The sequence below is a fragment of the Kribbella sp. CCNWLW201 genome (genome assembly GCF_037203805.1).
In the GTDB taxonomy this organism is placed as follows: Bacteria; Actinomycetota; Actinomycetes; order Propionibacteriales; family Kribbellaceae; genus Kribbella.
On the sequence record NZ_JBBCBQ010000014.1, the window covers coordinates 73,436 to 96,426 of the forward strand.

The window sequence follows — 22,991 nt, forward strand, 5'->3', positions numbered from 1 at the left end:
GGTTTCTTCTCCTGTTCACCATTCACGGGGCTGAACCGCTTTAGAGTTCCCTGCTGTGTCAGAGAACCCTGGAGGCGGCATGGACGAGCGGTACGACGGGACGAGCCGGCGGCGGCTCCTGCAAGCGGGCGCACTCGGCGCCGGTGCGGTGATCGCACCTGGTGTGCTGAGCGCCGGAGAGGCCGACGCGAAGACGGCCGCAGCAACGACCGGATCCAGGATCGACACCGAGCACCCGCGCTTCACGCTGGCCGTCGTACCCGACACGCAGTACCTGTTCGACCTCGACCGTGGCGACGCGGCGCCGCTGATCGCGAGCTTCGAGTATCTGATCGAGCAGCGCTCGGCCGAGAACATCGTGTTCACCGCGCACCTAGGCGACGTGGTCGAGAACGCGCAGGCGTCCGAGTTCGCCCAGGCCGATCCGGTGTTCCAGATCCTCGACCGGGCCCGGATGCCGTACTCCGTCCTGGCCGGCAACCACGACATCGACGCGTCCAAGGACGACACTCGGGGCGATTCGCCGTACCTGCGGACCTTCGGGCCGCAGCGGTTCCGCCGGATCACGACGTACGGCGGCTCCACGCAGAACGGCTACAACAGCTACCACGTGTTCCGCGCGGCCGGCCGGCAATGGTTGCTGCTGGCCATGGACTGGCGGCCGTCCGACGCGAGTTTCGCCTGGGCCCGCGGGGTGATCGCGGCGCACCCGCGGCTGCCGGTCATCCTCACGACCCATGAGCTGGTGAACGCCGACCACGGCAACCCAACGGCGTACTTCACTGGCCACGGCAACCGCGTCTGGGACCAGCTCATCCAGGGCAACGATCAGATCTTCCTCACCCTGAACGGGCACTTCTGGCCCCCCGGCCGGACCATCCGGAAGAATGCCGCCGGCAACGACGTCCACCTGCACCTGACCAACTACCAGGACCGGTACTACGGCGGGTCGGCGATGATCCGGCTCTACCACTTCGACCTGGCCCGGAACACGATCGACGTCGAGACGATCGCGCCGTGGATCCTCGACCAGGACCCGGCCCGGCGCAGTGAGTTGGCCGAGGGCGAGATCGAGCTGACCGACGACACCAACCGGTTCAGCGTGCCGATCGACTTCGACCAACGGTTCGCCGGGTTCGCCCCGATTCCGGTCCGCCCGGCCCGGCCGGCCAAGCAGTTGGTCATCCCGGGTACGGCGGCGTACTGGAGATTCGACGGGCCGCTCTCGGACCAGGTCACCGACCACTCGGGTCAAGGCAACCACCTGACCCGGGCCCAGTTGTCCGCCAACGGGATCTCCGCGTCCACAGAGTTCCACCCGGACCAGCCCGGGCACGCCAGCTGGTTGTTTGCCGGCGGCAAGAACCCGGCTCGGGGCGGATACCTGCGTACGGCGGACAACGCGCCGCTCAACGCGATGACGTTCACCAAGGGTTACACGATCGAGGCCTTCGTGAAGCTGGCCGACGACGACGCGGATCACTCGTGGGAGGGCCTGCTCAGCCGGATGGGCACCGGCGCGGACGCGGGCAAGACCGGCAGCGACCCGTCCGAGCCGGTCGTCAACCTCGCGTTCTCCGGCGGCCGTCAACTGCAGTGGGCGGTGTACCCGCTCGACCGCAACGACACCTTCACCAACTGGGGCCACGAGCAGGTCGCCGGCCGGTGGTTCCACCTCGCGGTCGTCAACGACGGACGGCATTCCACCCTGTACGTCGACTCGTCGCCGCTGCTCCGCAACCCGGCGACTCCGTCGAACGGGCTCGCGACCGCGGGCAAGCCGTGGCTGGTCGGCGCGAACCACTACGACAACGTGATCGAGCAGGCCTTCGCCGGCCACATCGGCGAGCTCCGCATCGTCACCCGTGCCCTCGAGCCGTCACAGTTCCTGAACGCCTGATCCGTACCGAAGAACGGGTAGTGGTCGGCTCCATCACCGCTGGGCGCGCCTGAACACGCCGGCCATCCTGCGCGCCGGCCGACTACTACCCGTTCTTCGGTACGCCAGCACTCAGAGATACGAGCGGATCAGCTCTTCCTGCGCCGGCAGGAGCGCCAACTCCTCAGCCGTGAGGGTGACGTTCCTGCCGCGTACGGCGAGGGCGTCGGCGAGACCCGGTGTCGGGTCGATCGAGTTGGCGAGGTAGGCGCCGAGACCTTTGCGCAGGAGCGGGCTGAGCGCCTCGAACGACGGGTCGAGGGCGACCTGGGCGAAGATGATCGCGGTCATCGCGATGTCGAAGGCCGCCGTGCCTTCGACGGCGTTCCGCCAGTCGATGACGACCGGTCCGTCGGCGGTCGCGATCACGTTCAGCGGATGCAGATCACCGTGTACGACGACCAGACCCGGTGTCCCGCTGGGCGTAGGGATCGCCTGCAGCCGGCGATGCAGGTCGGCGTGGATCTCGCCGACCTCCGTCGCGGTCACGTCGCCGGCGAGAGCGGCGTCGCCGAGGGTCGGACCGTCGAGTCGCTGGATCACCATGTCTGGCCCGTCTACCTCGCGGACCGCGGGAACCGGGTAGTCGTACTGAGCGACGTGCCGCATGAAGTCGGCCTCGTCCCGCACCGGGTGCCCGTTGCGGTAGCGCCGCAGCACCCAATCGCTGTCCAACGCGTAGACGTCGGCGTCCCGCCCAGCCGCAAACGGCTGGGCATCGGCCGGAAGGAGAGGAGCGCGAGGGTCCTCGCCAGGCGACTGCGGCTGGTCGCCGACGGCGTCGGCCTGGTCGGTCACCCTGCTTGGCAGCCGCCGACGGCCGGCTCCAAAGGCTTGGCGCCGAGGGTCGGCATGCCGAGCATCACACCTGGGCCGGAGGAAGCCGGCGCGTCCTGCGCCCGCTCCCACGCGTCGCCGGCGCGCGTCCGCCGTACCGAACCGAAGACATCCGCGACCAGGTGGTGCGGAGCCGCGTAGGTGACCTCGACCGTTGCCAGGTCACCCGGTCGCGGCGCCTCGACACCCTCGGGCAGCGCGAAGTGCACCAGCCGGTTGTCCCGAGCGCGCCCGCTCAGCCGGTGGGTGGCGGCGTCCTTGCGCCCCTCCCCCTCGGCCACGAGCACCTCGAGCGACCGCCCGACGATCAACTTGTTCTCGGCCCAGGCCATCTCGTCCTGCAGGGCGACCAGCCGCTCGTATCGATCCTGTACGACGTCGCGCGGGACCTGCTCCTCCATCGACTCCGCCGGCGTCCCCGGACGCTTGGAGTACTGGAAGGTGAAGGCGCCCGAGAAGCGTGCCTGCCGGACCACGTCGAGCGTGCCCTGGAAGTCCTCCTCGGTCTCCCCCGGGAAGCCGACGATGATGTCGGTGGTGATCGCCGCGTCCGGCATCGCCGCGCGTACGTCCTCAATAATGCGAAGGTACCGATCACGCCGGTAGGACCGCCGCATCGCCTTCAGGACACGATCGGACCCGGACTGCAGCGGCATGTGCAGCGAGGGCATCACGTTCGGCGTCTCGGCCATCGCCTCGATCACGTCGGCGGTGAAGTCGCGCGGGTGCGGCGAGGTGAACCGGACCCGCTCCAGCCCGTCGATCGTGCCGCAGGCGCGGAGCAGTTTGCCGAAGGCGTACCGGTCGCCGAACTCGACGCCGTACGAGTTCACGTTCTGGCCGAGCAGCGTCACCTCCATCACGCCCTCGGCGACCAGCGCCTCGACCTCGGCCAGCACGTCACCCGGCCGGCGGTCCTTCTCCCGGCCGCGCAGCGACGGGACGATGCAGAACGTGCAGGTGTTGTTGCAGCCGACGCTGATCGACACCCAGGCCGAGTACGGCGATTCGCGCCGGGTCGGCAGCGTGGACGGGAACACCTCGAGCGCCTCGAGGATCTCGACCTGCGACTCCTCCTGCACCCGGGCCCGCTCCAGCAACACCGGCAGCGAGCCGATGTTGTGGGTGCCGAAGACGACGTCCACCCAGGGCGCCTTCTTGGTGATGGTGGCCTTGTCCTTCTGCGCCAGGCAGCCGCCGACGGCGATCTGCATCCCGGGCTTCTTGGCCTTCACCGGCGCCAGGTGGCCGAGGTTGCCGTACAGCTTGTTGTCGGCGTTCTCCCGGACCGCGCAGGTGTTGAAGACGACCACGTCGGCCTGGTCACCCTCGGGCGCGCGGACATAGCCCGCGTCCTCCAGCAGCCCGCGCAGGCGCTCGGAGTCGTGGACGTTCATCTGGCACCCGTAGGTGCGGACCTCATAAGTACGCATGACAGCCACCTAGAGTACGTGCCGCGGTAGACATTTCCCTACTTGGGATGCGCGGGGCTGCACCCCTGACCCGCGGCGGGGCGACGAGAATAGTGAAGGGTATGAACAGTTCTCGTCGTCAGTTCCTCGCCCGCACCGCCGCCGGTGCCGCCGTCATCGCCGGAGGTTCCGTCAGCACCGGCCTGGTCCAGCCCCTCGCGGCCGTCGGCGCCACACCCATCACCGCTCTCACCAACGTCACCGTCGTCGACGTCGCGACCGGCCGCCGGGACCGCAACCAGACCGTCCTGATCAGCGGCGACCGGATCATCGGCGTCGGCCGCCACCTCCCGGTACCGCGCGGGGCCGTCGAGCTCGACCTGACGGGGAAGTTCGTCATCCCCGGTCTGGCCGACATGCACGTCCACAGCCTCGGCGACGAGCGGGTGTCTCCCCCGCTGTACCTCGCGAACGGCGTCACCACGGTCCGCGAGATGGCCGGCAACAATCCGGCGCTGTACGACTGGCGCGATCGGATCGAGGCCGGCACCCTGCTTGGCCCACGGATGATCGTCGCGAGCAACATCATCGACGGCGACCCCACCCTGTGGGACCCGAACCTGATCCAGGTCATCGTGGTCGACGACGAGCCGTCCGCGCGGGCCGCCGTACGCCGGGTCAAGGCCGAGGGCGCCGACTTCGTCAAGGTCTACTCGCGCCTGAGCCCCACGTCGTACGCCGCGATCCTCGACGAGGCCCGCAAGACCGGCCTGACCGTCCACGGCCACGGGCCTGACCAGCTCACCTCGAAACAGGTCAGCAACGCCGGGCAGCGCAGCATCGAGCACATCCACTCACTCGGTCTCGCCGTCTCCAGCCGCGAAGCCGAGGTACGGCGGATGCTCCTCGACATCAGCGTGACAGCGGGCGACTACAACTCGTGGTTCCGGCAACTGCACCCGATCGAGTGGCTCGCGGCGCACACCTTCAGCCAGGCCCGCGCCGCGGACGTGTTCGGCACGCTGCGACGCAACCGCACCCGGGTCACGCCGACGCTCACCATGCACACCGTTCTCGACCAGCCCGACTACGCGGCCCTCGATCCAGCGCTGACGAAGTACCTGAGCGCGGATGCCGTCTTCTCCTATGACTACGCGCTCAACAACCTCTACAAGGCCAACCGGCCGGCCGAGGAGATCGCCCGTCAGCGCCAGATGTGGGCCTGGCGGCAACGATTCGTCGGCGAACTGTTCGCGTACGACGTCCCGATCCTGGCCGGCACCGACACCGGGACGCCGTACTCCGTCCCCGGCTTCGCCCTGCACGACGAACTCGAGCTCCTCGTCGGCGCCGGCGCGACACCCCGCCAGGCCCTGTACGCCGCCACCGTCGAGCCGGCCCGGTTCCTCGGCATGCGGGCGGACCTGGGCTCGGTCGAACCCCGGAAGCTCGCGGATCTCGTCGTACTGGACGCGGACCCGTTGGCCGACATCCGCAACACCCGCCGGATCCACACCGTCGTCACCCGCGGCCGGGTGATCTCGCCCGCCGCCCGGCAGCGGATGCTGGCCGAGGTGGAAGCGGCGGTCAAGGAACCCCCGACGGCGGCGACGATCGCCCCCGGTGGATGCTGCTGACGCAGCTTTCGAGCAGGCTGTGACCAGGTGGTCACAGTCTGCTTGGCTATATTGCAGATCGTTACCACCGTGGAACCGACCAGCGCTGCGACGGAACCCAAGGCTCCGCTAGGTTCTGGCCATGAGCGATTCCGGGACTCTGACGAAAACCGGTCTGGTCGCACTGACCGGTGTCAACAAACATTTCGGTGACCTGCACGTCCTGAAGGACATCAACCTGTCCATCGACAAGGGCGAGGTCATCGTCGTGATCGGCCCGTCCGGGTCCGGCAAGTCGACGCTCTGCCGCGCGATCAACCGGCTGGAACCGATCGACGAGGGCACCATCATGCTGGACGGGCAGCCGCTGCCGAGCGAGGGCAAGGCCCTGGCCAGGCTGCGCGCCGATGTCGGCATGGTGTTCCAGTCGTTCAACCTGTTCGCGCACAAGACGATCCTGCAGAACGTCACGCTCGGTCCGTGCAAGGTCCGCAAGGCGGACCCGAAGGCGGCCGAGAAGCGGGCGATGGAACTGCTGGAGCGGGTGGGGGTGGCCAACCAGGCCTCGAAGTACCCGGCTCAGCTGTCCGGCGGCCAGCAACAGCGCGTCGCGATCGCGCGGGCGCTGGCGATGGACCCGAAGGTCATCCTCTTCGACGAGCCCACCTCGGCGCTCGACCCGGAGATGATCAAGGAGGTCCTCGACGTGATGATCGACCTGGCCAAGCAGGGAATGACGATGGTCGTGGTCACGCACGAGATGGGGTTCGCCCGCACCGCCGCGAACCGGGTGGTGTTCATGGCCGACGGCGAGATCGTCGAAGAGGCAACTCCGGAGACCTTCTTCACCAACCCGACCTCGCAGCGTGCCCAGGACTTCCTCGGCAAGATCCTGAAGCACTGACGTCCGCCCGCTGCCGTACCAGCAACCACACGAAGGGGAACCAGATCATGAGAATGCGCAACCTCGTCGCCAGCCTAGGCGTCGCGGCGCTCGCGCTGACCGCCACCGCCTGTGGAGGGGACGAGCCCGCGACGGGCGGCGGTGGCGGCGGCAACGCGGCCTCCGACGCCTGCGGTGACCTCCACAAGTTCGACGTGGCCAGCGGCGTCGACGTCGCCGGCAGCGCCACCTTCACCAAGATCAAGACGCGTGGCAACCCGGTCGTCGGGGTCAAGGCCGACCAGCCGAACCTCGGCTACAAGGATGCCGACGGCAAGCGCTGCGGTTTCGACATCGAGATCGCCCGGATGGTGGCGGCGAACCTGGGCTTCGACCCGGAGAAGATCGAGTACAAGGAGATCCCGTCGGCGAACCGGGAGACCGCGCTGGCCGGTGGTGAGATCGACTACTACGTCGGCACCTACTCGATCACCGACAAGCGCAAGACCCAGGTCGGCTTCGCCGGTCCGTACTTCATCGCCGGCCAGGACCTGCTGGTGCGCAAGTCCGACACCTCGATGGACGGCGGCAAGACCGCGCTGAAGGGCAAGAAGGTCTGCTCGGCCACCGGCTCGACCCCGATCCAGCGGGTCAAGGACGAGAACCTGACCGAGGCGAGCAACATCTCCGAGTTCAAGACCTACTCCGAGTGCGTCTCGCAGCTGCTGGACAGCAAGGTCGACGCCGTCACCACCGACGACGCGATCCTCAAGGGCTACGCGGCGACCGCACCCGACGAGCTGCGCGTGGTCGGCAAGCCGTTCAGCACCGAGAAGTACGGCATCGGCCTGCCGCTGGCCGACAAGCCGCTGCGGGACAAGGTGAACTCCATCCTGGAGACGTCGGCCACCGACGGCACCTGGAAGTCGCTGTACGACGAGACGCTCGGCAAGTCGGGTTCGGACTCGACGCCGCCGCCGCTCGAGAAGTACTGATCCACTCCGGCCGCGGCGTCCTCCAGGGCGTCGCGGCCGGCCTGCGCTCCGCTCATTTCTGGGGATTGCGCTCCACTTGATTCTGGAAGGTCGCGATGCTCTCGGTCCTCACCGACAACTGGGAACTGTTCGTCGACGGTTTCTGGACGACGCTCAGGTTGTTCCTGATCGCTGCGGTGCTGAGCCTGGCGCTCGGCACCTTACTGGCCGGGTTCCGGGTCTCCCCGGTGCCGGCCATGCGCGCCATCGGCACCGGCTACGTGAACGTGGTGCGGAACACCCCGCTGACCCTGGTGTTCGCGTTCCTCGTCTTCGGCGCTCCGAAGATGCAGATCTCGCTGCCGACGTTCTTCTGGTCCGCGGTGGTCGCGCTGACGGTCTACACGTCGGCGTTCGTCTGCGAGATCGTCCGGTCCGGTATCAACACGATCTCGCCCGGCCAGGCCGAGGCCGCCCGCTCGGTCGGCATGACGTTCATCCAGGTGCTCGGCATCGTCGTACTCCCGCAGGCCTTCCGGGCGATCGTGCCGCCGTTGACCAGCGTGATGATCGCGTTGCTGAAGAACACCACGATCGCGGCCGGCTTCTCCGTCGCGGAGGCCGGCGCGATCCCGGCGGTGATGGCCGAACGCGGTCAGAACCAGATGGCCACGCTCGTCTGGATCACCGTCGGCTTCCTGATCCTGATCATTCCCCTGGTCTTCCTGCAGCGGTGGGCCGAGCGACGGACGGCGGTGGCCTGATGAGTGCAGTCCTGTACGACGTACCCGGCCCGCGGGCGAGGGCGCGCAACCGGATCCTCAACGTGGTCGTCATCCTCGGCCTGCTGGCCGTCATCGGCTGGGTGCTCTTCCGGCTGAACGAGAGCGGGCAGTTCGCCGAACGCCGCTGGATCCAGTTCACCTACTCGTCGATCCAGCAGGAACTGTGGAACGGCCTGCTCAACACGCTCAAGGCGGCCGGTCTGGCCGCGGTGCTCGCACTCCTGTTCGGTGCCGTGTTCGCGGCGGCCCGGATCAGCGACCACTGGTGGTTCCGGGCACCGGCGACCTTCGTCGTCGAGCTGTTCCGGGCCATCCCGCTGCTGATCCTGATGTTCTTCTTCTACTACGGCAGCCTGCAGTACGGGCTCGGCTTGACCCCGTTCTGGGCGGTCGTGTTCGGGTTGACGTTGTACAACGGCTCGGTGCTGGCGGAGATCTTCCGGGCCGGTATCGCCGCCGTACCGAAGGGGCAGCGTGAGGCCGCGTACGCGACCGGGCTGCGGAAGAACCAGGTGGTCCGGCTGATCCTGTTGCCGCAGGCCATCACCTCGATGCTGCCGGCCATCGTCAGCCAGCTCGTCGTGCTGCTGAAGGACACCGCGCTCGGCTTCATCATCACCTACGCCGAACTGCTCTACGTGGCCAAGCAGATGGGTGGCCGGCTCCAGTACGGCTTCCCGTACATCCCGACGTACATCGTCGTCGCGGTGATCTACATCGGCCTCTGCTCGTTGCTGTCGGTCCTGGCCCGCTGGCTCGAGGGCCGCTCCCGCCGCCAGCGCAAGGCGCGCGGCACTCCCCCGCCAGACATCGCCGAGGCAGCCACCTCAGCCGAAGCCCCGCTCTAACCCCCAGTGCCCCCGGTTCCCACCGGGGGCACTGTCACGTTCGCCGGTAGGTCAGCGGAGGGTGTTGAAGGAGTCTCGGATGATCTCCAGGGCTTCGGTGGTTTCGGCTTCGGTCAGGGTCATGGGTGGGGCCATTCGGAGGACGTTGCCGTAGAGGCCGCCCTTGCCGACGAGCAGGCCGCGATTCTTCGTCTCCTGCTGGAGTTTGGCGGTGGTGGCCGGGTCGGGTCTGTTGTCGTCCGGCTTGACGATCTCGGCGGCCAGCATCAGGCCCTTGCCGCGAACGTCGCCGAGCTCGGGGAACTCCTCCGAGATCCCGCGCAGCCCGTCGGCCAGCTGGGCGCCGCGCTTGGCCGCGTTCGCCTGCAGGTCGTGGTCGAGCAGGTAATCGATGGTCGCCTTGGCCGCGCTGGTCGAGATCGGGTTGCCGCCGAACGTGGACAGCGAGTTGGCGCTCAGGCTGTCCATCAGGTCCGGCCGCGCGACCACGCCGCCGATCGCGAACCCGTTGCCCAGGCCCTTGGCGAACGTCATCGCGTCCGGCACCACGTCGTGCGCCTGGATCCCCCAGAAGTGCTCACCGGTCCGGCCCCAGCCGGTCTGCACCTCGTCGGCGATCAGCAGGATGCCGAACTCGTCGAGCACCTCCTTGAAGGCGCCGTACATCCCGTCCGGTGGGGACGAGAACCCGCCGACGCCCTGGATCGGCTCCAGGATCAGGCATGCGACATCGCCGGACGTGGTGGTCTCGATGACATTGCGCAGGTCGTCGACACAGACCTTGATGTACTCGGCGTCGGGCAGGTCGCGGAACGGGCTGCGGTACCGGTACGCACCCTGTACGTACTGCACGTTCACCGGCGACAGGCTGCTCGCGGACCAGCCGCGGTTGCCGGTGATCGCGACCGTGCCGAACGCGCGGCCGTGGTACGAGTTGCGCATCGCCAGCACCTGGTTGGACCGACGGTTCTGGGTGGCGAGCAGCAGGGCGGCCTCGTTCGCCTCGGTGCCGGAGTTGGCAAAGAACACCTTGGCGTCGGGAATGCCGGACAGCTCCGCGATCTGCTCGGCCAGCTCGATCTGCTTGCGGATCAAGTACACCGTCGAGGTGTGCGCGATACCGGTGGCCAGCTGCTCGCGCACCGCGTCGGAGATCTCCGCGATGTCGTAGCCGATCGCGTTGGTCAGGATGCCGGCGAAGAAGTCGAGGTACGTGTTCCCCTCGCCGTCGGTGACCCGGCGCCCGGATCCCTTCACGATCTCGATCGGCTCCTCGTAGTACAACGCGAGCCAGTCCGGCATGACGGCCTTGTGACGCTCCCAGAGCTCCGCATGTGTCATGCCCCAAGAATTACCTCATCGGACCCCCGCCTGATAGGGGAGGTCTATGAAAGTGCGTGAAGAATGCCGGTTCGGTTCCGGGTGCGTTCCGGCCCGTTAGGGTGCTGTTCGTGACACTGCCGAGCATTCCGCACGTCGACATCGAGTCGCTGGGGCATTTCGACCGGGTGGTGGCCGCCGGGGCCGCCTCGATGGAGGGGTGGCGGGTGCAGTCCGTGGACCTGTCCGAGCGTACGGCGGAGCTCCTCGGACTCGACCCGCGAGGCTCGCTGTTCCTCGGCTGCGCGCTGGAGGAGAAGGCCGAGACCTGGATCCGCGACGGCGGCGGGCTCGTCTTCCCGACCATCCCGTCGCTGCCCTTCGACGCCTACCGCGGCACGCTGTACGACGCCGAGGAGCTCTACGCCGGCCTGGAGAACGGGTACGACGCCACCCCGGACGCACGAATCTACGCCTGGTCCCGGCAGCACGACGAGAAGGGCGACACCAGCCGCACCCTCGCCGCGGCCCTGCACGACCACGCCATCGCCGACGCCCTCACCGAACTCCCCGACGACCAGCCGTGGATCGGCGTGATGGGCGGACACGGGATCGCTCGCGGCAGTACGCCGTACCGCTCCGCAGTGCTCCTCGGTCGCACCCTGGCCCGGGCCGGCCACACCGTCGTCACCGGAGGTGGTCCGGGTGCGATGGAGGCGGCCAACCTGGGTTCTTCACTGTCCGGGTACGACGATTCCGCCGTCGACACGGCCCTGGCCGCGCTGGCCGCCGTACCGTCGTTCCATCCGTCCGTGGCAGCGTGGGCTGCCGCGGGTCTCGGCGTACGGCGTGAGTTCCCAGGCGACGGTGGAGTGTCGATCCCGACGTGGTTCTACGGTCACGAGCCGCCGAACGTGTTCGCGTCGTCGATCGCGAAGTACTTCTCCAACGCCCAGCGTGAGGACGTCCTGCTGAGTCGGGCGCGCGGCGGCATCCTCTACCTCCCCGGCGCGGCCGGCACGGTCCAGGAGATCTTCCAGGCCGTCACCCCCAACTACTACGGCGACCCCGCCACCCAGGTCCCCCTGATCCTCGTGGACACCAAATACTGGACCACCACCCTCCCCGTCTGGCCCCTCCTCCAGTCCCTGTCCACCAACCGCCCCCTGTCCACCTCCATCCACCTCGTCAACACCATCGAAGAGGCCGCAGACCTGGTCAGCTGAGGACCCTGGTCAGCCGGACGTCCTCCTCCTCGAAGCCGAGGCTGAGGTAGAAGCTGCGCGCCGAGGCGTTCGCCGCACCGGTCTCCAGCGTGACCCCTGGATGCGCATGCTCCAAGTTATGTCGGTGGGGTCATTTAGGGTGCGCGGCATGGTGGATTTCGTGTTGGTGCCGGGGGCTTGGCTGGGTGCGTGGGCTTGGGACGAGGTGGCTGGGCTTCTGCGAGCTGATGGGCATCAGGTGTACGCCGTGACGCTGAGCGGGCTCGCGGAGCGACAGGGCGAGGACGCCGGGCAGCAGCAACATGTCGACGACATCGTTTCGGTGGTCGAGGGCAACGATCTGCGCGATGTCGTGCTCGCCGGGCACAGCTACTCCGGGATCCCGGTCGGCCAGGCGGCGGCGCGGATCGGGGACCGGCTGCGGCGAGTGGTGTACGTCGATTCGAACATCCCGGTCGACGGCAAATCGTTCATCGACGGGTGGTCGGACGAGGGACGCGCCTGGGTCGAGGGGCAGATGGCGGAGTCGGGCGGTTTCTGGCCGCCGCTCACGGCCGAGGACTACGCCGACCAGGACCTGTCGGACGAGGCGATCGCGACGATCGTCAGCCGCAGTACGCCGCACCCCGGGCGAGCGATCTCTGAGCCGGCCCACCTGGTCCGGCCGATCGGGGAGTTGCCGACCACGTACATCAAGTGCCTGATGGACGGCGCAGAGCCATCGCCGCCAGTCGCCGAGCAACTCAAGTCACCCAACTGGGAGCTGGTCGAGCTGCCAACCGGCCACTGGCCGATGTTCTCCCAACCAGCAGCCCTGGCAAAGATCCTCAGCGGCGCCCGCTGAGCCAGCCCTCGGCCTGTTCAAGGAACTGGTCGACCTCGAGCACGTCATAGCCCTCACGGAAGCGGACCGGCGTGAATTGCACGTTCTGGATCTCGCGTGCGGTCACCGGGCCATCGACAGGCTGGCCGTTGACGGTCGCCATCACCCGGTCGACGAATATGTCGACCTCCTCGACGTCGTACCCGTCCTGCAGCCGGACCATGCTGAACGTGGGAGCCGGTCGCTGCGTCCCGGTCGCAACCGGGGTGGGCACCTGCCCTGCGACCGGCCGGTCCGGCATCCACCGCTCGGCGTCCGCGATGAAAGCGTCCACCTCGTCGGCGGCGTAGCCGGCGCCGAACACCGGGGCCCGGAACCCGACGTTGCGGAGGTCGGCGACCGTCAGGCTCGGCGAGGCCGTCCGGGCCGCTGCCAGGATCCGTTCGACGAAGGCATCGACTTCGGCGCGGTCGTACCGCGCGCCGAACCGGCGGACGGCGAACTCGGGTGTCAGCACCGAATCAGGCTTTGTCGGCCGCGGCGAGCTGGCCGCAGGCACCGTCGATCTCCTGGCCGCGGGTGTCGCGGACGGTGGTCGGGATGCCGCCGGCCTGGAGGCGTCGGACGAACTCGCGCTCGTCGGCCGGATCCGATGCGGTCCACTTCGAGCCGGGCGTCGGGTTGAGCGGGATCAGGTTGACGTGCACCCAGCCCCAGTCGCCGCGCGCCGCCAGCTTCTCGGCCAGCAGGTCCGCGCGCCAGGCGTGGTCGTTGATGTCGCGGATCATCGCGTACTCGATCGATACCCGGCGCTTGGTCTGCTGCGCGTACGCCCAGGCCGCGTCGAGCACCTCGTCGACCTTCCAGCGGTTGTTGATCGGCACGAGTTCGTCGCGCAGTTCGTCGTCCGGCGCGTGCAGCGACAGCGCGAGCGTGACCGGGATGCCCTCGGTGGCGAGCTGGTTGATCCGCGGCACCAGGCCGACGGTCGACACGGTGACCCCGCGGGCCGAGATGCCGAGGCCTTCCGGCGACGGGTCCGTGAACCGCCGGACGGCGCCGATCACGGCCTTGTAGTTCGCCATCGGCTCGCCCATGCCCATGAACACGATGTTGCTGACCCGGCCGGGACCGCCGGCGATCTCACCGCGGGACAGCGCGCGGGCGCCGTCGACGACCTGCTCGACGATCTCCGCCGTGGTCATGTTGCGGGTCAGCCCGGCCTGGCCGGTCGCGCAGAACGGGCAGGCCATCCCGCAGCCGGCCTGCGAGGACACGCACATCGTGGTGCGGTCCGTGTACCGCATCAGGACAGACTCGACCAGGGAGCCGTCGAGCAGCTTCCACAGCGTCTTGCGGGTCTGCCCCTTGTCGCACTCCAGGTCGCGCACCCGGGTCAGCAGCGGCGGCATCAGCTCCGCGACCAGCTTGTCCCGGGTGGCGGCCGGCAGATCCGTCATGTCGGCCGGGTCAGAGACCAGCCGGGAGAAGTAGTGGTTCGACAGCTGCTTGGCCCGGAACGCGGGCTCTCCCAGCGCGGCGACCGCCGTACGCCGCTCCTCCCCGGACAGGTCGGCCAGGTGCCGCGGCGGCTTCTTGGCACGGCGCGGCTCATCGAAAACAAGCGGGAGGGAGGTAGTCATAACCGACCCATTGTCGCCCGCCACCGACGCGCTTCACAAATTCACATCCACCACGTGCCCAGGATCACAGCCGCGCTCACCGGTGAGCTTTGGTGAAAACTCACCAACCTTTCCGGTCAGATCGAAGGGAATGAGGTTCCCGGTGGAGCAGTTGGACCAGGTATGTCTGCCTTGGCCGGGGTTCCGTTGTCTGTGCTTGACCGGTCCCGGACTCGGGTGGGTGAGTCGGACGCGGAGACGCTGCGGCAGACGGTCGAGCTCGCGCGGCAGGTGGAAGAGCTTGGCTACAAGCGCTTCTGGGTGTCTGAGCACCACAGTGTCCCCGGAGTGGCCGGTTCCGCGCCGACTGTGCTGGCAGCGGCTGTCGCGGCCAGTACTAGCCGGATTCACGTCGGCACAGGCGGTGTGATGCTGCCGAACCACCGCCCGCTGGTGGTGGCGGAGCAGTTCGGAGTGCTGGAGTCACTCTTCCCCGGCCGCATCGACATGGGTCTGGGCCGCTCAGTGGGCTTCACCAACGGCATCCGCCGAGCACTCGGTGTCGAGAAGGATGCGGCTGAGGACTTCGCCGCACAGGTCCAGGAGCTCCTCGGGTACTTCGACGGCACGCAACAGAACCACCCACAGGTCCACGCCCGCCCCGGTGAAGGCCTGCGCATCCCGCCCTTCATCCTCGCCGTGGGAGAAGGCGCACTCCTTGCAGCCTCGCTAGGACTCCCCCTGGTGATCGCCGGCGTCAGAGCCGAGTCAGACCTGCTGCGACTCCTGGACCGCTACCGCAGCGAGTTCCAGCCGTCCACGTGGGCTCCGACGCCTTACGTCGTACTGGCAACGACTGCTGCTGTTGCAGCAACCACTGAGGAGGCTCGGCGGCTGCTACTGCCTGAGGCGTGGTCGAGCGCCTACTCGCGCACCCGTGGCGTGTTCCCACCGCTGGAGCCGGTACGGCAGCGGGACATGACCGAGAAGGAGCGCGAGTTCTTCGAGCAGTCCCTCCGTGGCCAGATCTATGGCACTCCGGAGGAGGTCGACTCCACACTGGCCGGTCTGGTACGTCGTACCGCGGCAGACGAAGTGTTGCTCACTACAAGCACCTACGACCGCACAGACCTGCTCAACTCGTACGCCGCCCTCGCCGAACTGGCCGGGACCCGCAGCACCGTTAGCTGAGCCGGTCCTCGAGCCGCTTGCGGACCTCCGGCCACTCGTCCGCCAGGATCGAGAACACCACGGTGTCGCGGAACGAGCCGTCAGCGAGTCGCTTGTGGCGGCGCAGTACGCCCTCCCGGGTCGCCCCGAGCTTCGCGATCGCGGCCTGGGACCGAGTGTTCGCCGTACCGGTCTGGATCTTCACCCGGCCGAATCCACAGTCCTCGAAAGCGTGCTGGAGCAGCAGTAGCTTGCACTCCGGGTTGACCACGGTCCCCCACACCGAGGGCGCGTATGCGGTCCAGCCCAGGTGCACCGACTCGTTGCCCAGGTCCACATCTCCGAGGCTCGTCGTACCGACGACGGTGCCATCGGCAACCAGCCGGACGACGTACGCGACCCGCTGAGCGGAGGACTCGATCCACTGCTCGGCCATCTCCGCCGCGTCGGCGGGCAGACCGGCGACACCACCGCCGAAGCCGGACGCGTACACCTCCGCGTGTGCGATCGCGTCGTACAGCGGCTCGATGTCAGAAGCAACGAGCCGGTCCAGGCGTACGACGTCGCCGACCAGCGGCCGGCCGTCGGGGGCAACAGTCATCGGGTCCTCATCAGACGAGTAGGTGCAGCAACAGCCAGACAGCGGGAGCCGTTGCCAGCAAGGAGTCCAGCCGGTCCATCACACCGCCGTGGCCCGGCAGCAGGTTGGACATGTCCTTGATGCCGAGGTCCCGCTTGACCATTGACTCGCCGAGATCGCCGACCGTCGCGGTACCGACGGCGACCGCGCCGACGATCGCGCCGACCCACCAGCTCCCGTCGAGCAGCCAGACGGTCGCAGCGATACCGGCACCGATGCAGGCCAGCGTCGAACCGGCGAAACCCTCCCAGGACTTCTTCGGGCTGATCGTCGGCGCCATCGGGTGCTTGCCGAACAGGACACCGGCCGCGTAGCCGCCGACGTCGCTGGCGACCACGACCAGGAAGAACGTCACCACCCGCTGCGGGCCGTCCGCCTCCGGCTGGACCAGCAGGATCGCGAACCCGGCCAGCAGCGGAACGTAGCCGATCAGGAACACCCCGGCGCTGGCGTCGCGGACGAAACCGACCGAACCGCCCGGCATCCGCCAGAAGATCGTCGCCAGCACCGTGCCCGCCAGCGCGACCAGCAGCGCCATCGGGCCGCCGAAGTACGCCGCGACCAGCATCGCCGTCGTACCGACGAACAACGGGATCCGCGGGATCACCGCACCACCGGTCCGCAGGGCCTTGATCATCTCGTCGACGGCGACCAGAACGACCGCCAGCACGAGGACGGCGAACAGGACCTTCTGCCAGAACAGCGATCCGAGGATCAGTGCGCCGAGACCGACACCGACCGCGATGGCCGCCGGCAGGTTGCGGCCGGCGCGGCTCGGGCTGGGACTCGGCGCAGGCGTGCTCTCGACGCCCATCACACCTCGAGCAGTTCGGCTTCCTTGTGCTTGAGCAGCTCGTCGATCGAGTCGACGTACTTCTTCGTCAACCCGTCGAGCCGCTTCTCAGCACTCTTGCCCTCGTCCTCGCCCGCATCGCCGTCCTTGACGGTCTTGTGCACCTGGTCCATCGCGTGCCGGCGGATGTTGCGCATCGAGACCTTGGCCTCCTCGGCCTTGGTCTTGGCGACCTTGATGTACTCCTTGCGCCGCTCCTCGGTCAGCTGCGGCATGACCACCCGGATCACCGCGCCGTCGTTCCCCGGGTTGACGCCCAGGTCGGAGTCGCGGATCGCCTTCTCGATGGCGTTCATCGCGCCCTTGTCGTACGGCGAGATGAGCACGGTGCGCGGCTCCGGTACCTGGAAACCGGCCAGCTGCTGCAGCGGCGTCGGCGTGCCGTAGTAGTCGGCCAGGAGGCTGGCGAACATCTGCGGGTGCGCCCGGCCGGTGCGGATCGCGGCGAAGTCGTCCTTCGCGACCTCCACGGCCTTCGCCATCTTCTGCTCGGCTTCGCGGAGAGCTTCGTCGATCACGACATTCCTCGCTTCCTCAGGGCCGCCTCGGCGCGGCCACTCCAAACCCTACGAACGCAGGTCTACCAGACCACGGACGTCACCGCCCGTGTCGAACGATCCTAGTGGTTGTCCCCCGCCGGGCCGATCCCGGTCCTCGGGTACGACGGCCCGCCCCGGATCACCGGCGTGTCGCGGACCGTACGCCGTACCCCGGCTACTGCCCCGGGGAGACGACCGTGCCGATCTTCTCGCCGTGCACGACCCGGGCGATGTTGCCCTCCTCGAGGCCGAAGATGACGATCGGCAGCGCGTTGTCCCGGGCCAGGCTGATCGCGGTCGCGTCGGCGACCCGCAGGCCGCGGGCCAGGAAGTCGTCGTACGAGAGCTGGTCGAACTTCACCGCATCCGGGTTCTTCTTCGGGTCGGAGTCGTACACCCCGTCCACGCCCTGCTTGCCCATCAGCAGCGCCTCGGCGCCGATCTCCAGCGCCCGCTGCGCGGCGACGGTGTCGGTGGAGAAGTACGGCATGCCGGAGCCGGCCCCGAAGATCACCACGCGGCCCTTCTCCAGGTGCCGCTCGGCCTTGCGCGGGATGTACGGCTCGGCGACCTGGCCCATCGTGATGGCGGTCTGCACCCGGGTCTCGATGCCGAGCTTCTCCAGGAAGTCCTGCAGGGCCAGGCAGTTCATCACGGTGCCGAGCATGCCCATGTAGTCGGCCCGGTTGCGCTCCATCCCGCGCTGCTGCAACTCGGCGCCGCGGAAGAAGTTGCCGCCGCCGACCACCACGGCGACCTGGACGCCGGACCGGGCCACCTCGGCGATCTGCTTGGCGATCGAGTTCACCACGTCGGGGTCGACGCCGAGCTTGCCGCCGCCGAACACCTCACCCGACAGCTTGAGCAACACCCGGTGATAGGCCGGGGCGAACGGCGAAGAGGCCGGTCTCGTCTCGGTACCCAGGGCTTCCGTCACGATTCCGGCCTCCTCGTCGATTGCGGTGCTTGTCGGTCCTCGCCTGCGGTCAGGCGCCGACCTCGAAGCGGGCGAACCGCTTCACGGTCACGCCGGCCTCGTCGAGCACGGCCTTCACGGTCTTCTTGCTCTCCTGGACCGACGGCTGCTCGAGCAGCACGACCTCCTTGAAGAAGCCGTTCACCCGGCCCTCGACGATCTTCGGCAGCGCCTGCTCCGGCTTGCCTTCCTCGCGGGCGGTCGCCTCGGCGATCCGCTTCTCGTTCTCGACCGTCTCGGCCGGGACCTCGTCGCGGGTGGTGTACAGCGGGCGCATCGCGGCGGCCTGCATGGCGGCGCCGCGGGCGGCGTCGACGCTGTCGCCCTCGAACTCGACCAGGACGCCGACCTGGGCCGGCAGGTCCGCGGCACGCTTGTGCATGTACGCGGCGACCTGGCCGTCGAACACGGCGACCTTGCTGAGCTCGAGCTTCTCGCCGATCACCGCGGCCAGGGCCTCGATGTTCTCGGCAACGCTCTTGCCGTCGGCCAGCTTCTCGCTGAGCAGACCCTCGACGTCGCCCACCTTGCTCGCGGCGGCGTGCGCGACGATGTCGGCGGCCAGCTGCTGGAACTGCTCGTTCTTGGCGACGAAGTCGGTCTCGCAGTTGAGCTGGACCAGCGCGTTCTCCGCCGCGGCCACCAGGCCGTTGGTGGCGGAGCGCTCGGCGCCGCGCTTGGCGGCCTTGGCCGCGCCCTTGATGCGCAGCTCCTCGATCGCCTTCTCGAAGTCGCCGTCGGTGGACTCGAGCGCCTTCTTGGCGTCCATCATGCCCGCGCCGGTGGCGTCGCGGAGCTTCTTCACGTCAGCGGCGGTGTAGTTCGCCATTCCTCGTTCTCTCGTCTTGTCGGTGCGGCTGGATGGGCGGCCTGCTGGTTTCGGCGGGCGTCTCCGCTGCGGTTCTGCGGTGCCCACCCGGCCCGGGGTGCTTGGAGCCCCGTGCTTTCGGCCCTCTGTCGTGCGGCCTGGTGCTTGGGCCTCGTGGTGGGCCTGGTGCTTGGGTGGGTGCCGCCCGGCGTGGAGCCGGGCGGCACTCAGCGCTGTCAGGCCTCGTCGGCCTTGGGGGCCTCGTCAGCCTTCGGGGCGTCGGCGGCCGGGGTCTCCTCGGCCTTGACCTCGGCGGTCTCCTCAGCCTTGGCCTCCTCGGCCTTGACCTCGTCAGCCTTGACCTCGGCCGGGGCCTCGGTGGCGGCCGGAGCCTCGGTGGCCTTCGCCTCGGTGGTGCCGTTCTGGCTCTCCAGCAGCTCCCGCTCCCAGGCGGCCAGCGGCTCCTCGGCGCCCAGCTCCTCACCGGCCGCGGCGGCGCCCTGACCCGAGCGGCCCATCAGGCCGTCGGCGACGGCGTCGGCGACCACGCGGGTCAGCAGGCCGACCGAGCGGATCGCGTCGTCGTTGCCCGGGATCGGGAAGTCGACCTCGTCCGGGTCGCAGTTGGTGTCCAGGATGCCGATGATCGGCAGCTTCAGCTTGCGCGCCTCGTCGACCGCGAGGTGCTCCTTCTTGGTGTCCACGATCCACACGGCGGCCGGAACCCGGGCCATGTCGCGGATACCGCCGAGGGTCTTCAGCAGCTTGTCGTGCTCGCGCCGCTTCTGCAGCAGCTCCTTCTTGGTGACGCCAGAGGCGGCCACGTCGTCGAAGTCGATGAGCTCGAGCTCCTTGAGCCGCTGGAGCCGCTTGTTCACGGTCTGGAAGTTGGTGAGCATGCCGCCCAGCCAGCGCTGGTTCACGTACGGCATGCCGACCCGGGTCGCCTGCTCGGCGATCGCTTCCTGGGCCTGCTTCTTGGTGCCGACGAACAGGATCGCGCCGCCGGAGGCGACGGTGCTCCGGACGAACTCGTAGGCGCGGTCGATGTACGACAGCGACTGCTGCAGGTCGATGATGTAGATGCCGTTGCGCTCGGTGAGGATGTAGCGCTTCATCTTCGGGTTCCAGCGCCGGGTCTGGTGTCCGAAGTGCACGCCACTCTCGAGCAGCTGCTTCATGGTCACGACGGCCATGAGGTGTTCCTCCTGTCGCGCCGTGGCCGGGCTACCCGGTCCGATCGGCGCTGTCTCGGTTGTCCCGCGACGAACCGGGTGGTCCGCCGCGCCTGACGCCCGGTGTGCGCACCCATCCCGGCGTGGACCGGGACCGAGGGGGACGCACAGGTATGCGGGCGTGCGAAGTCGTCCCATTCGCATGGGACGCCACCGGAAGTGTACGGGACCACCCCACCCCGAAGCGAACCGGGCGCCGGTTGTCCACAGCCCTCGAACTCACCGTCCGTGAACCCCCGACTCCACGGCACCTTTCCAGCATGAACCCGATCCGATTTCTCCTCGCCCCGATCACCGTCCTCCCCCTGACTGCAGCCACTCCAGCCCTCCCGGTCCTGGCCGCACCACCCGTCACAGCCACCGCCGCGCCAGCCCTCTCGACCAGGGCTCTGCCACCCCGCACGACCCTGGTCGCGCCAGCCATCGCAAGCGTCGCGCCCGCAGCCGCCAGCCCACCCGCGCACGCCCAACCACAGACGGCCGCTTGGCCGCTGCAACCACGACCTCGAGTCGTGCGCGGATTCGACCTACCGTCCAAGCCCTGGCTCCCGGGCCACCGCGGCGTCGACCTATCCGGCTCCCCCGGCCAACCCGTCCTGGCCGCAACCTCCGGCACGATCACGTACGCCGGCCAACTCGCAGGCCGGGGCGTCATCGTGCTGTCCACCGGCCCTCGCCGTACGACCTATGAGCCAGTCGTCCCGGCAGTTGCGGTCGGCGCCGTCGTCACGCCAGGGACCGTCATCGGCCGGCTCTCGGCCGCCGGCTCCCACTGCGCGCCCGCAACCTGCCTCCACTGGGGCCTCGTCCAGGGCAAGCAGTACCTCAACCCCCTGACTCTGCTCCCGGACCGCCCAGTCCGCCTGCTCCCGCTCACCCCACCCCCACACGCCCGGGCCAGCCCAAGCGCTCCAGACCAACCCGGCGCAGGTGTCTCTGGCTCAGGCCAGCCCCGAGCTCGCGCCCTTGCCAACGCGTCGACACCGCGAGGCGAGCGAACAGCCGCGGCTGTCGTCGCCACCACAGCAGCCCTGACACTCGCGGCCGGGCTGCTGATCCGACGGCACTAGGCAGGCAGGTTGAGCTGCCAGGAGACGCCGAACCGGTCGTTGAGCCAGCCGAACTTCCGACTGAAGCCGTGGTCGCCGAGCTCCATCAGCGCCTCGCCCTTCTCGGACAGCGCAGCCCAGAGGCGGTCGATCTCGGCCTCGTCCGCACAGTCGACGAACAGCGACATCGCCGGCGTGAAGGTGAACTCGTGCTTGTCCGGGCTGTCGATGCACATGAACTGCTGCCCGGCCAGCGTGAACACGGCATGCATCACCGTCCCTTCATCACCCGGCCCCTCAGCCCCATAGCGACTGATCGACACAACCTCCGCGTCATCGAAGAGCGACAAATAGAAGTTCATCGCGTCTTCAGCCGCCCCCTCGAACAACAGGAACGTGGTGACCTTCTGCCCAGCCATCTTCTCCTCCAAAACCCCAGACTTATATAAGCCCACACTGTAACACCAGCACCCCACCCAGAACAGCCACCAACTCGTCATGCAGCCGCGGACACGGCCGGTCAGCCTGCCGGGCGTTCCGGCCGCTCACCCGCCTGGCAAGGCAGCGTGATCACGCTCGGCCGACCCGCCCGCCGGCCTGCTGGTCAGCCCGCGCAGACGCCGGCTGGTCAGATCACCCGGGCGCCGACTGCTTGCGCTCTCGCGGTCGCCAGCTGGTCAGACCGGCCCAGGGGCCGACTGCTCGCGCTCCCGCAGTCGCCGGCTTGTCATGGCGCCAAGGTGCTGGGGAGGCTTGCGAGCCGCCGCCAACCAGTCACGCCGGCGCCGCCGCCCCAAGCAGGGCACTCGGTGCCGCCTACTGGTCGGCCTACCCGGCCGACCGGGTCGCTGGTCGGCAGACGGCCGCACATGCGGGTCAGCTAGCGCGGACGCCGACCCATCACCGGCCGGAGGACGCGTGGGCTTGCGGCCGTCACGGACTGAGCGGGGTGGTCAGCTGCCGGGGACTCGGGCTTGCCAGGCGTCTTCGTCTCGGGAGCGGCGTTCTACGCCAGCTGGGAGCTTGCCTTTGGCGAGGTCGATGAGGGTGGTGTGCTCGAGGACGTCCCGCAGGCTGGCGCGGGCGGCGATCCAGACGCGCTGGAGCACGACCGCGCGCTCGTTGTAGGCGACACTCTCCGGCCGTACGCCGGAGATGCTCACGATCGGCCCGTCGACCGCGCGCATCACGTCGGCGACCGAGATCTCGTTCGGATCGACCGCCAGCTTCCAGCCGCCGGACTGCCCGCGCTGACTCGCGAGAATGCCCGCCCGCCGGAGGTCGGCCAGGATCCCCTGCAGGAAGCCGTGCGGAATCCCCTGCGCGCGACTGAGCTCCTCGGCCGATACCACCGAGGGGTCGTTGGCCACCCAGCGCTGAGTGATCTCGATCAGCGCCCGCAACGCATAGTCAGACTTCGCCGAAACCCGCATGCC

24 protein-coding genes are annotated in these 22,991 nt (G+C 68.6%); 10 read left to right on the forward strand and 14 right to left on the reverse strand.

The genetic code is table 11. The features are described 5' to 3' along the window. The first annotated feature begins 55 nt into the window (after positions 1 to 55). A complete protein-coding gene (locus tag V9K99_RS38725; protein WP_337008556.1) occupies positions 56 to 1,900 on the forward strand; it encodes a LamG-like jellyroll fold domain-containing protein in 1,845 nt (614 codons plus the stop codon). A gap of 111 nt (positions 1,901 to 2,011) precedes the next feature. Here V9K99_RS38725 and V9K99_RS38730 read toward each other — a convergent pair whose 3' ends face one another. Beyond that, the gene (locus V9K99_RS38730) at positions 2,012 to 2,737 is read right to left on the reverse strand and encodes a phosphotransferase (RefSeq protein WP_337008553.1); all 726 of its coding nucleotides are present in this window, start codon (positions 2,735 to 2,737) and stop codon (positions 2,012 to 2,014) included. Continuing rightward, positions 2,734 to 4,209 carry a tRNA (N6-isopentenyl adenosine(37)-C2)-methylthiotransferase MiaB gene (miaB, locus tag V9K99_RS38735; protein ID WP_337008551.1) on the reverse strand — a complete coding sequence of 492 codons (1,476 nt, stop codon included), beginning with the start codon at positions 4,207 to 4,209 and terminating at the stop codon, positions 2,734 to 2,736. Before miaB ends, V9K99_RS38730 begins: the two co-directional genes overlap by 4 nt. Before the next feature lie 101 nt (positions 4,210 to 4,310). Between miaB and V9K99_RS38740 the strand changes: the two genes are divergently transcribed. The 5 genes from V9K99_RS38740 to V9K99_RS38760 all read left to right on the forward strand — a co-directional run bounded on the left by V9K99_RS38740 (position 4,311) and on the right by V9K99_RS38760 (position 9,294). After that, on the forward strand, positions 4,311 to 5,825 hold the full coding sequence (locus V9K99_RS38740) for an amidohydrolase family protein (RefSeq protein WP_337008549.1): 1,515 nt from the start codon (positions 4,311 to 4,313) through the stop codon (positions 5,823 to 5,825). A gap of 154 nt (positions 5,826 to 5,979) precedes the next feature. After that, complete coding sequence (locus tag V9K99_RS38745) at positions 5,980 to 6,708, forward strand: amino acid ABC transporter ATP-binding protein (RefSeq protein ID WP_337008708.1); 729 nt, start codon at positions 5,980 to 5,982, stop codon at positions 6,706 to 6,708. 47 nt (positions 6,709 to 6,755) lie between these two features. Beyond that, a complete protein-coding gene (locus V9K99_RS38750; protein ID WP_337008547.1) occupies positions 6,756 to 7,682 on the forward strand; it encodes a glutamate ABC transporter substrate-binding protein in 927 nt (308 codons plus the stop codon). Positions 7,683 to 7,777: 95 nt separating this feature from the next. Further along, complete coding sequence (locus V9K99_RS38755) at positions 7,778 to 8,425, forward strand: amino acid ABC transporter permease (protein WP_337008545.1); 648 nt, start codon at positions 7,778 to 7,780, stop codon at positions 8,423 to 8,425. Further along, positions 8,425 to 9,294 carry an amino acid ABC transporter permease gene (locus tag V9K99_RS38760; protein ID WP_337008543.1) on the forward strand — a complete coding sequence of 290 codons (870 nt, stop codon included), beginning with the start codon at positions 8,425 to 8,427 and terminating at the stop codon, positions 9,292 to 9,294. Before V9K99_RS38755 ends, V9K99_RS38760 begins: the two co-directional genes overlap by 1 nt. 51 nt (positions 9,295 to 9,345) lie before the next feature. Here the strand turns inward: V9K99_RS38760 and V9K99_RS38765 are convergent, their stop codons facing one another. After that, positions 9,346 to 10,635, reverse strand: a complete 1,290-nt coding sequence (locus tag V9K99_RS38765) for an aspartate aminotransferase family protein (RefSeq protein ID WP_337008541.1) — start codon at positions 10,633 to 10,635, stop codon at positions 9,346 to 9,348. A 110-nt stretch (positions 10,636 to 10,745) separates the two neighbouring features. On the opposite strand from V9K99_RS38765, the gene V9K99_RS38770 reads away from it, so the two are divergent. Beyond that, positions 10,746 to 11,840 (forward strand): LOG family protein, encoded by a 1,095-nt coding sequence (locus V9K99_RS38770; RefSeq protein ID WP_337008539.1) that lies wholly within the window; start codon positions 10,746 to 10,748, stop codon positions 11,838 to 11,840. Here V9K99_RS38770 and V9K99_RS38775 read toward each other — a convergent pair. Then, on the reverse strand, positions 11,833 to 11,955 hold the full coding sequence (locus tag V9K99_RS38775; RefSeq protein WP_337008537.1) for a hypothetical protein: 123 nt from the start codon (positions 11,953 to 11,955) through the stop codon (positions 11,833 to 11,835). The genes V9K99_RS38770 and V9K99_RS38775 overlap by 8 nt on opposite strands. A 33-nt stretch (positions 11,956 to 11,988) precedes the next feature. On the opposite strand from V9K99_RS38775, the gene V9K99_RS38780 reads away from it, so the two are divergent. After that, the gene (locus V9K99_RS38780) at positions 11,989 to 12,684 is read left to right on the forward strand and encodes an alpha/beta fold hydrolase (RefSeq protein ID WP_337008535.1); all 696 of its coding nucleotides are present in this window, start codon (positions 11,989 to 11,991) and stop codon (positions 12,682 to 12,684) included. On the opposite strand, the gene V9K99_RS38785 is transcribed toward V9K99_RS38780, so the two are convergent. Both V9K99_RS38785 and rlmN read right to left on the reverse strand, forming a co-directional pair. After that, the gene (locus tag V9K99_RS38785) at positions 12,668 to 13,180 is read right to left on the reverse strand and encodes a DivIVA domain-containing protein (protein WP_337008533.1); all 513 of its coding nucleotides are present in this window, start codon (positions 13,178 to 13,180) and stop codon (positions 12,668 to 12,670) included. The genes V9K99_RS38780 and V9K99_RS38785 overlap by 17 nt on opposite strands. A gap of 4 nt (positions 13,181 to 13,184) precedes the next feature. Next, on the reverse strand, positions 13,185 to 14,306 hold the full coding sequence (gene rlmN / locus V9K99_RS38790) for a 23S rRNA (adenine(2503)-C(2))-methyltransferase RlmN (RefSeq protein ID WP_337008531.1): 1,122 nt from the start codon (positions 14,304 to 14,306) through the stop codon (positions 13,185 to 13,187). 162 nt (positions 14,307 to 14,468) lie between these two features. Between rlmN and V9K99_RS38795 the strand changes: the two genes are divergently transcribed. After that, positions 14,469 to 15,476, forward strand: a complete 1,008-nt coding sequence (locus V9K99_RS38795; RefSeq protein WP_337008529.1) for an LLM class flavin-dependent oxidoreductase — start codon at positions 14,469 to 14,471, stop codon at positions 15,474 to 15,476. On the opposite strand, the gene V9K99_RS38800 is transcribed toward V9K99_RS38795, so the two are convergent. The 6 genes from V9K99_RS38800 to rpsB all read right to left on the reverse strand — a co-directional run bounded on the left by V9K99_RS38800 (position 15,469) and on the right by rpsB (position 20,467). Beyond that, on the reverse strand, positions 15,469 to 16,056 hold the full coding sequence (locus V9K99_RS38800) for a GNAT family N-acetyltransferase (protein WP_337008527.1): 588 nt from the start codon (positions 16,054 to 16,056) through the stop codon (positions 15,469 to 15,471). The two genes, V9K99_RS38795 and V9K99_RS38800, sit on opposite strands and share 8 nt — an antisense overlap. A 10-nt stretch (positions 16,057 to 16,066) precedes the next feature. Further along, complete coding sequence (locus tag V9K99_RS38805) at positions 16,067 to 16,909, reverse strand: phosphatidate cytidylyltransferase (RefSeq protein ID WP_337008525.1); 843 nt, start codon at positions 16,907 to 16,909, stop codon at positions 16,067 to 16,069. Continuing rightward, positions 16,909 to 17,463: a ribosome recycling factor gene (frr, locus tag V9K99_RS38810; RefSeq protein ID WP_337008706.1), complete on the reverse strand. Its 555-nt coding sequence runs from the start codon at positions 17,461 to 17,463 to the stop codon at positions 16,909 to 16,911. Before frr ends, V9K99_RS38805 begins: the two co-directional genes overlap by 1 nt. Before the next feature lie 199 nt (positions 17,464 to 17,662). Continuing rightward, positions 17,663 to 18,424, reverse strand: a complete 762-nt coding sequence (gene pyrH / locus V9K99_RS38815; protein WP_337008523.1) for a UMP kinase — start codon at positions 18,422 to 18,424, stop codon at positions 17,663 to 17,665. A 49-nt stretch (positions 18,425 to 18,473) separates the two neighbouring features. Next, entirely contained in the window at positions 18,474 to 19,292 is an 819-nt protein-coding gene (gene tsf / locus V9K99_RS38820; RefSeq protein ID WP_337008521.1) for a translation elongation factor Ts, read from the reverse strand. Positions 19,293 to 19,507: 215 nt separating this feature from the next. Beyond that, on the reverse strand, positions 19,508 to 20,467 hold the full coding sequence (gene rpsB / locus V9K99_RS38825) for a 30S ribosomal protein S2 (protein ID WP_337008519.1): 960 nt from the start codon (positions 20,465 to 20,467) through the stop codon (positions 19,508 to 19,510). 551 nt (positions 20,468 to 21,018) lie between these two features. Between rpsB and V9K99_RS38830 the strand changes: the two genes are divergently transcribed. Further along, positions 21,019 to 21,576 carry a M23 family metallopeptidase gene (locus V9K99_RS38830; RefSeq protein WP_337008517.1) on the forward strand — a complete coding sequence of 186 codons (558 nt, stop codon included), beginning with the start codon at positions 21,019 to 21,021 and terminating at the stop codon, positions 21,574 to 21,576. Here the strand turns inward: V9K99_RS38830 and V9K99_RS38835 are convergent. Further along, entirely contained in the window at positions 21,573 to 21,974 is a 402-nt protein-coding gene (locus V9K99_RS38835; protein WP_337008515.1) for a VOC family protein, read from the reverse strand. The genes V9K99_RS38830 and V9K99_RS38835 overlap by 4 nt on opposite strands. A gap of 534 nt (positions 21,975 to 22,508) precedes the next feature. Beyond that, positions 22,509 to 22,988: an RrF2 family transcriptional regulator gene (locus tag V9K99_RS38840; RefSeq protein ID WP_337008513.1), complete on the reverse strand. Its 480-nt coding sequence runs from the start codon at positions 22,986 to 22,988 to the stop codon at positions 22,509 to 22,511. Positions 22,989 to 22,991 lie beyond the last annotated feature (3 nt).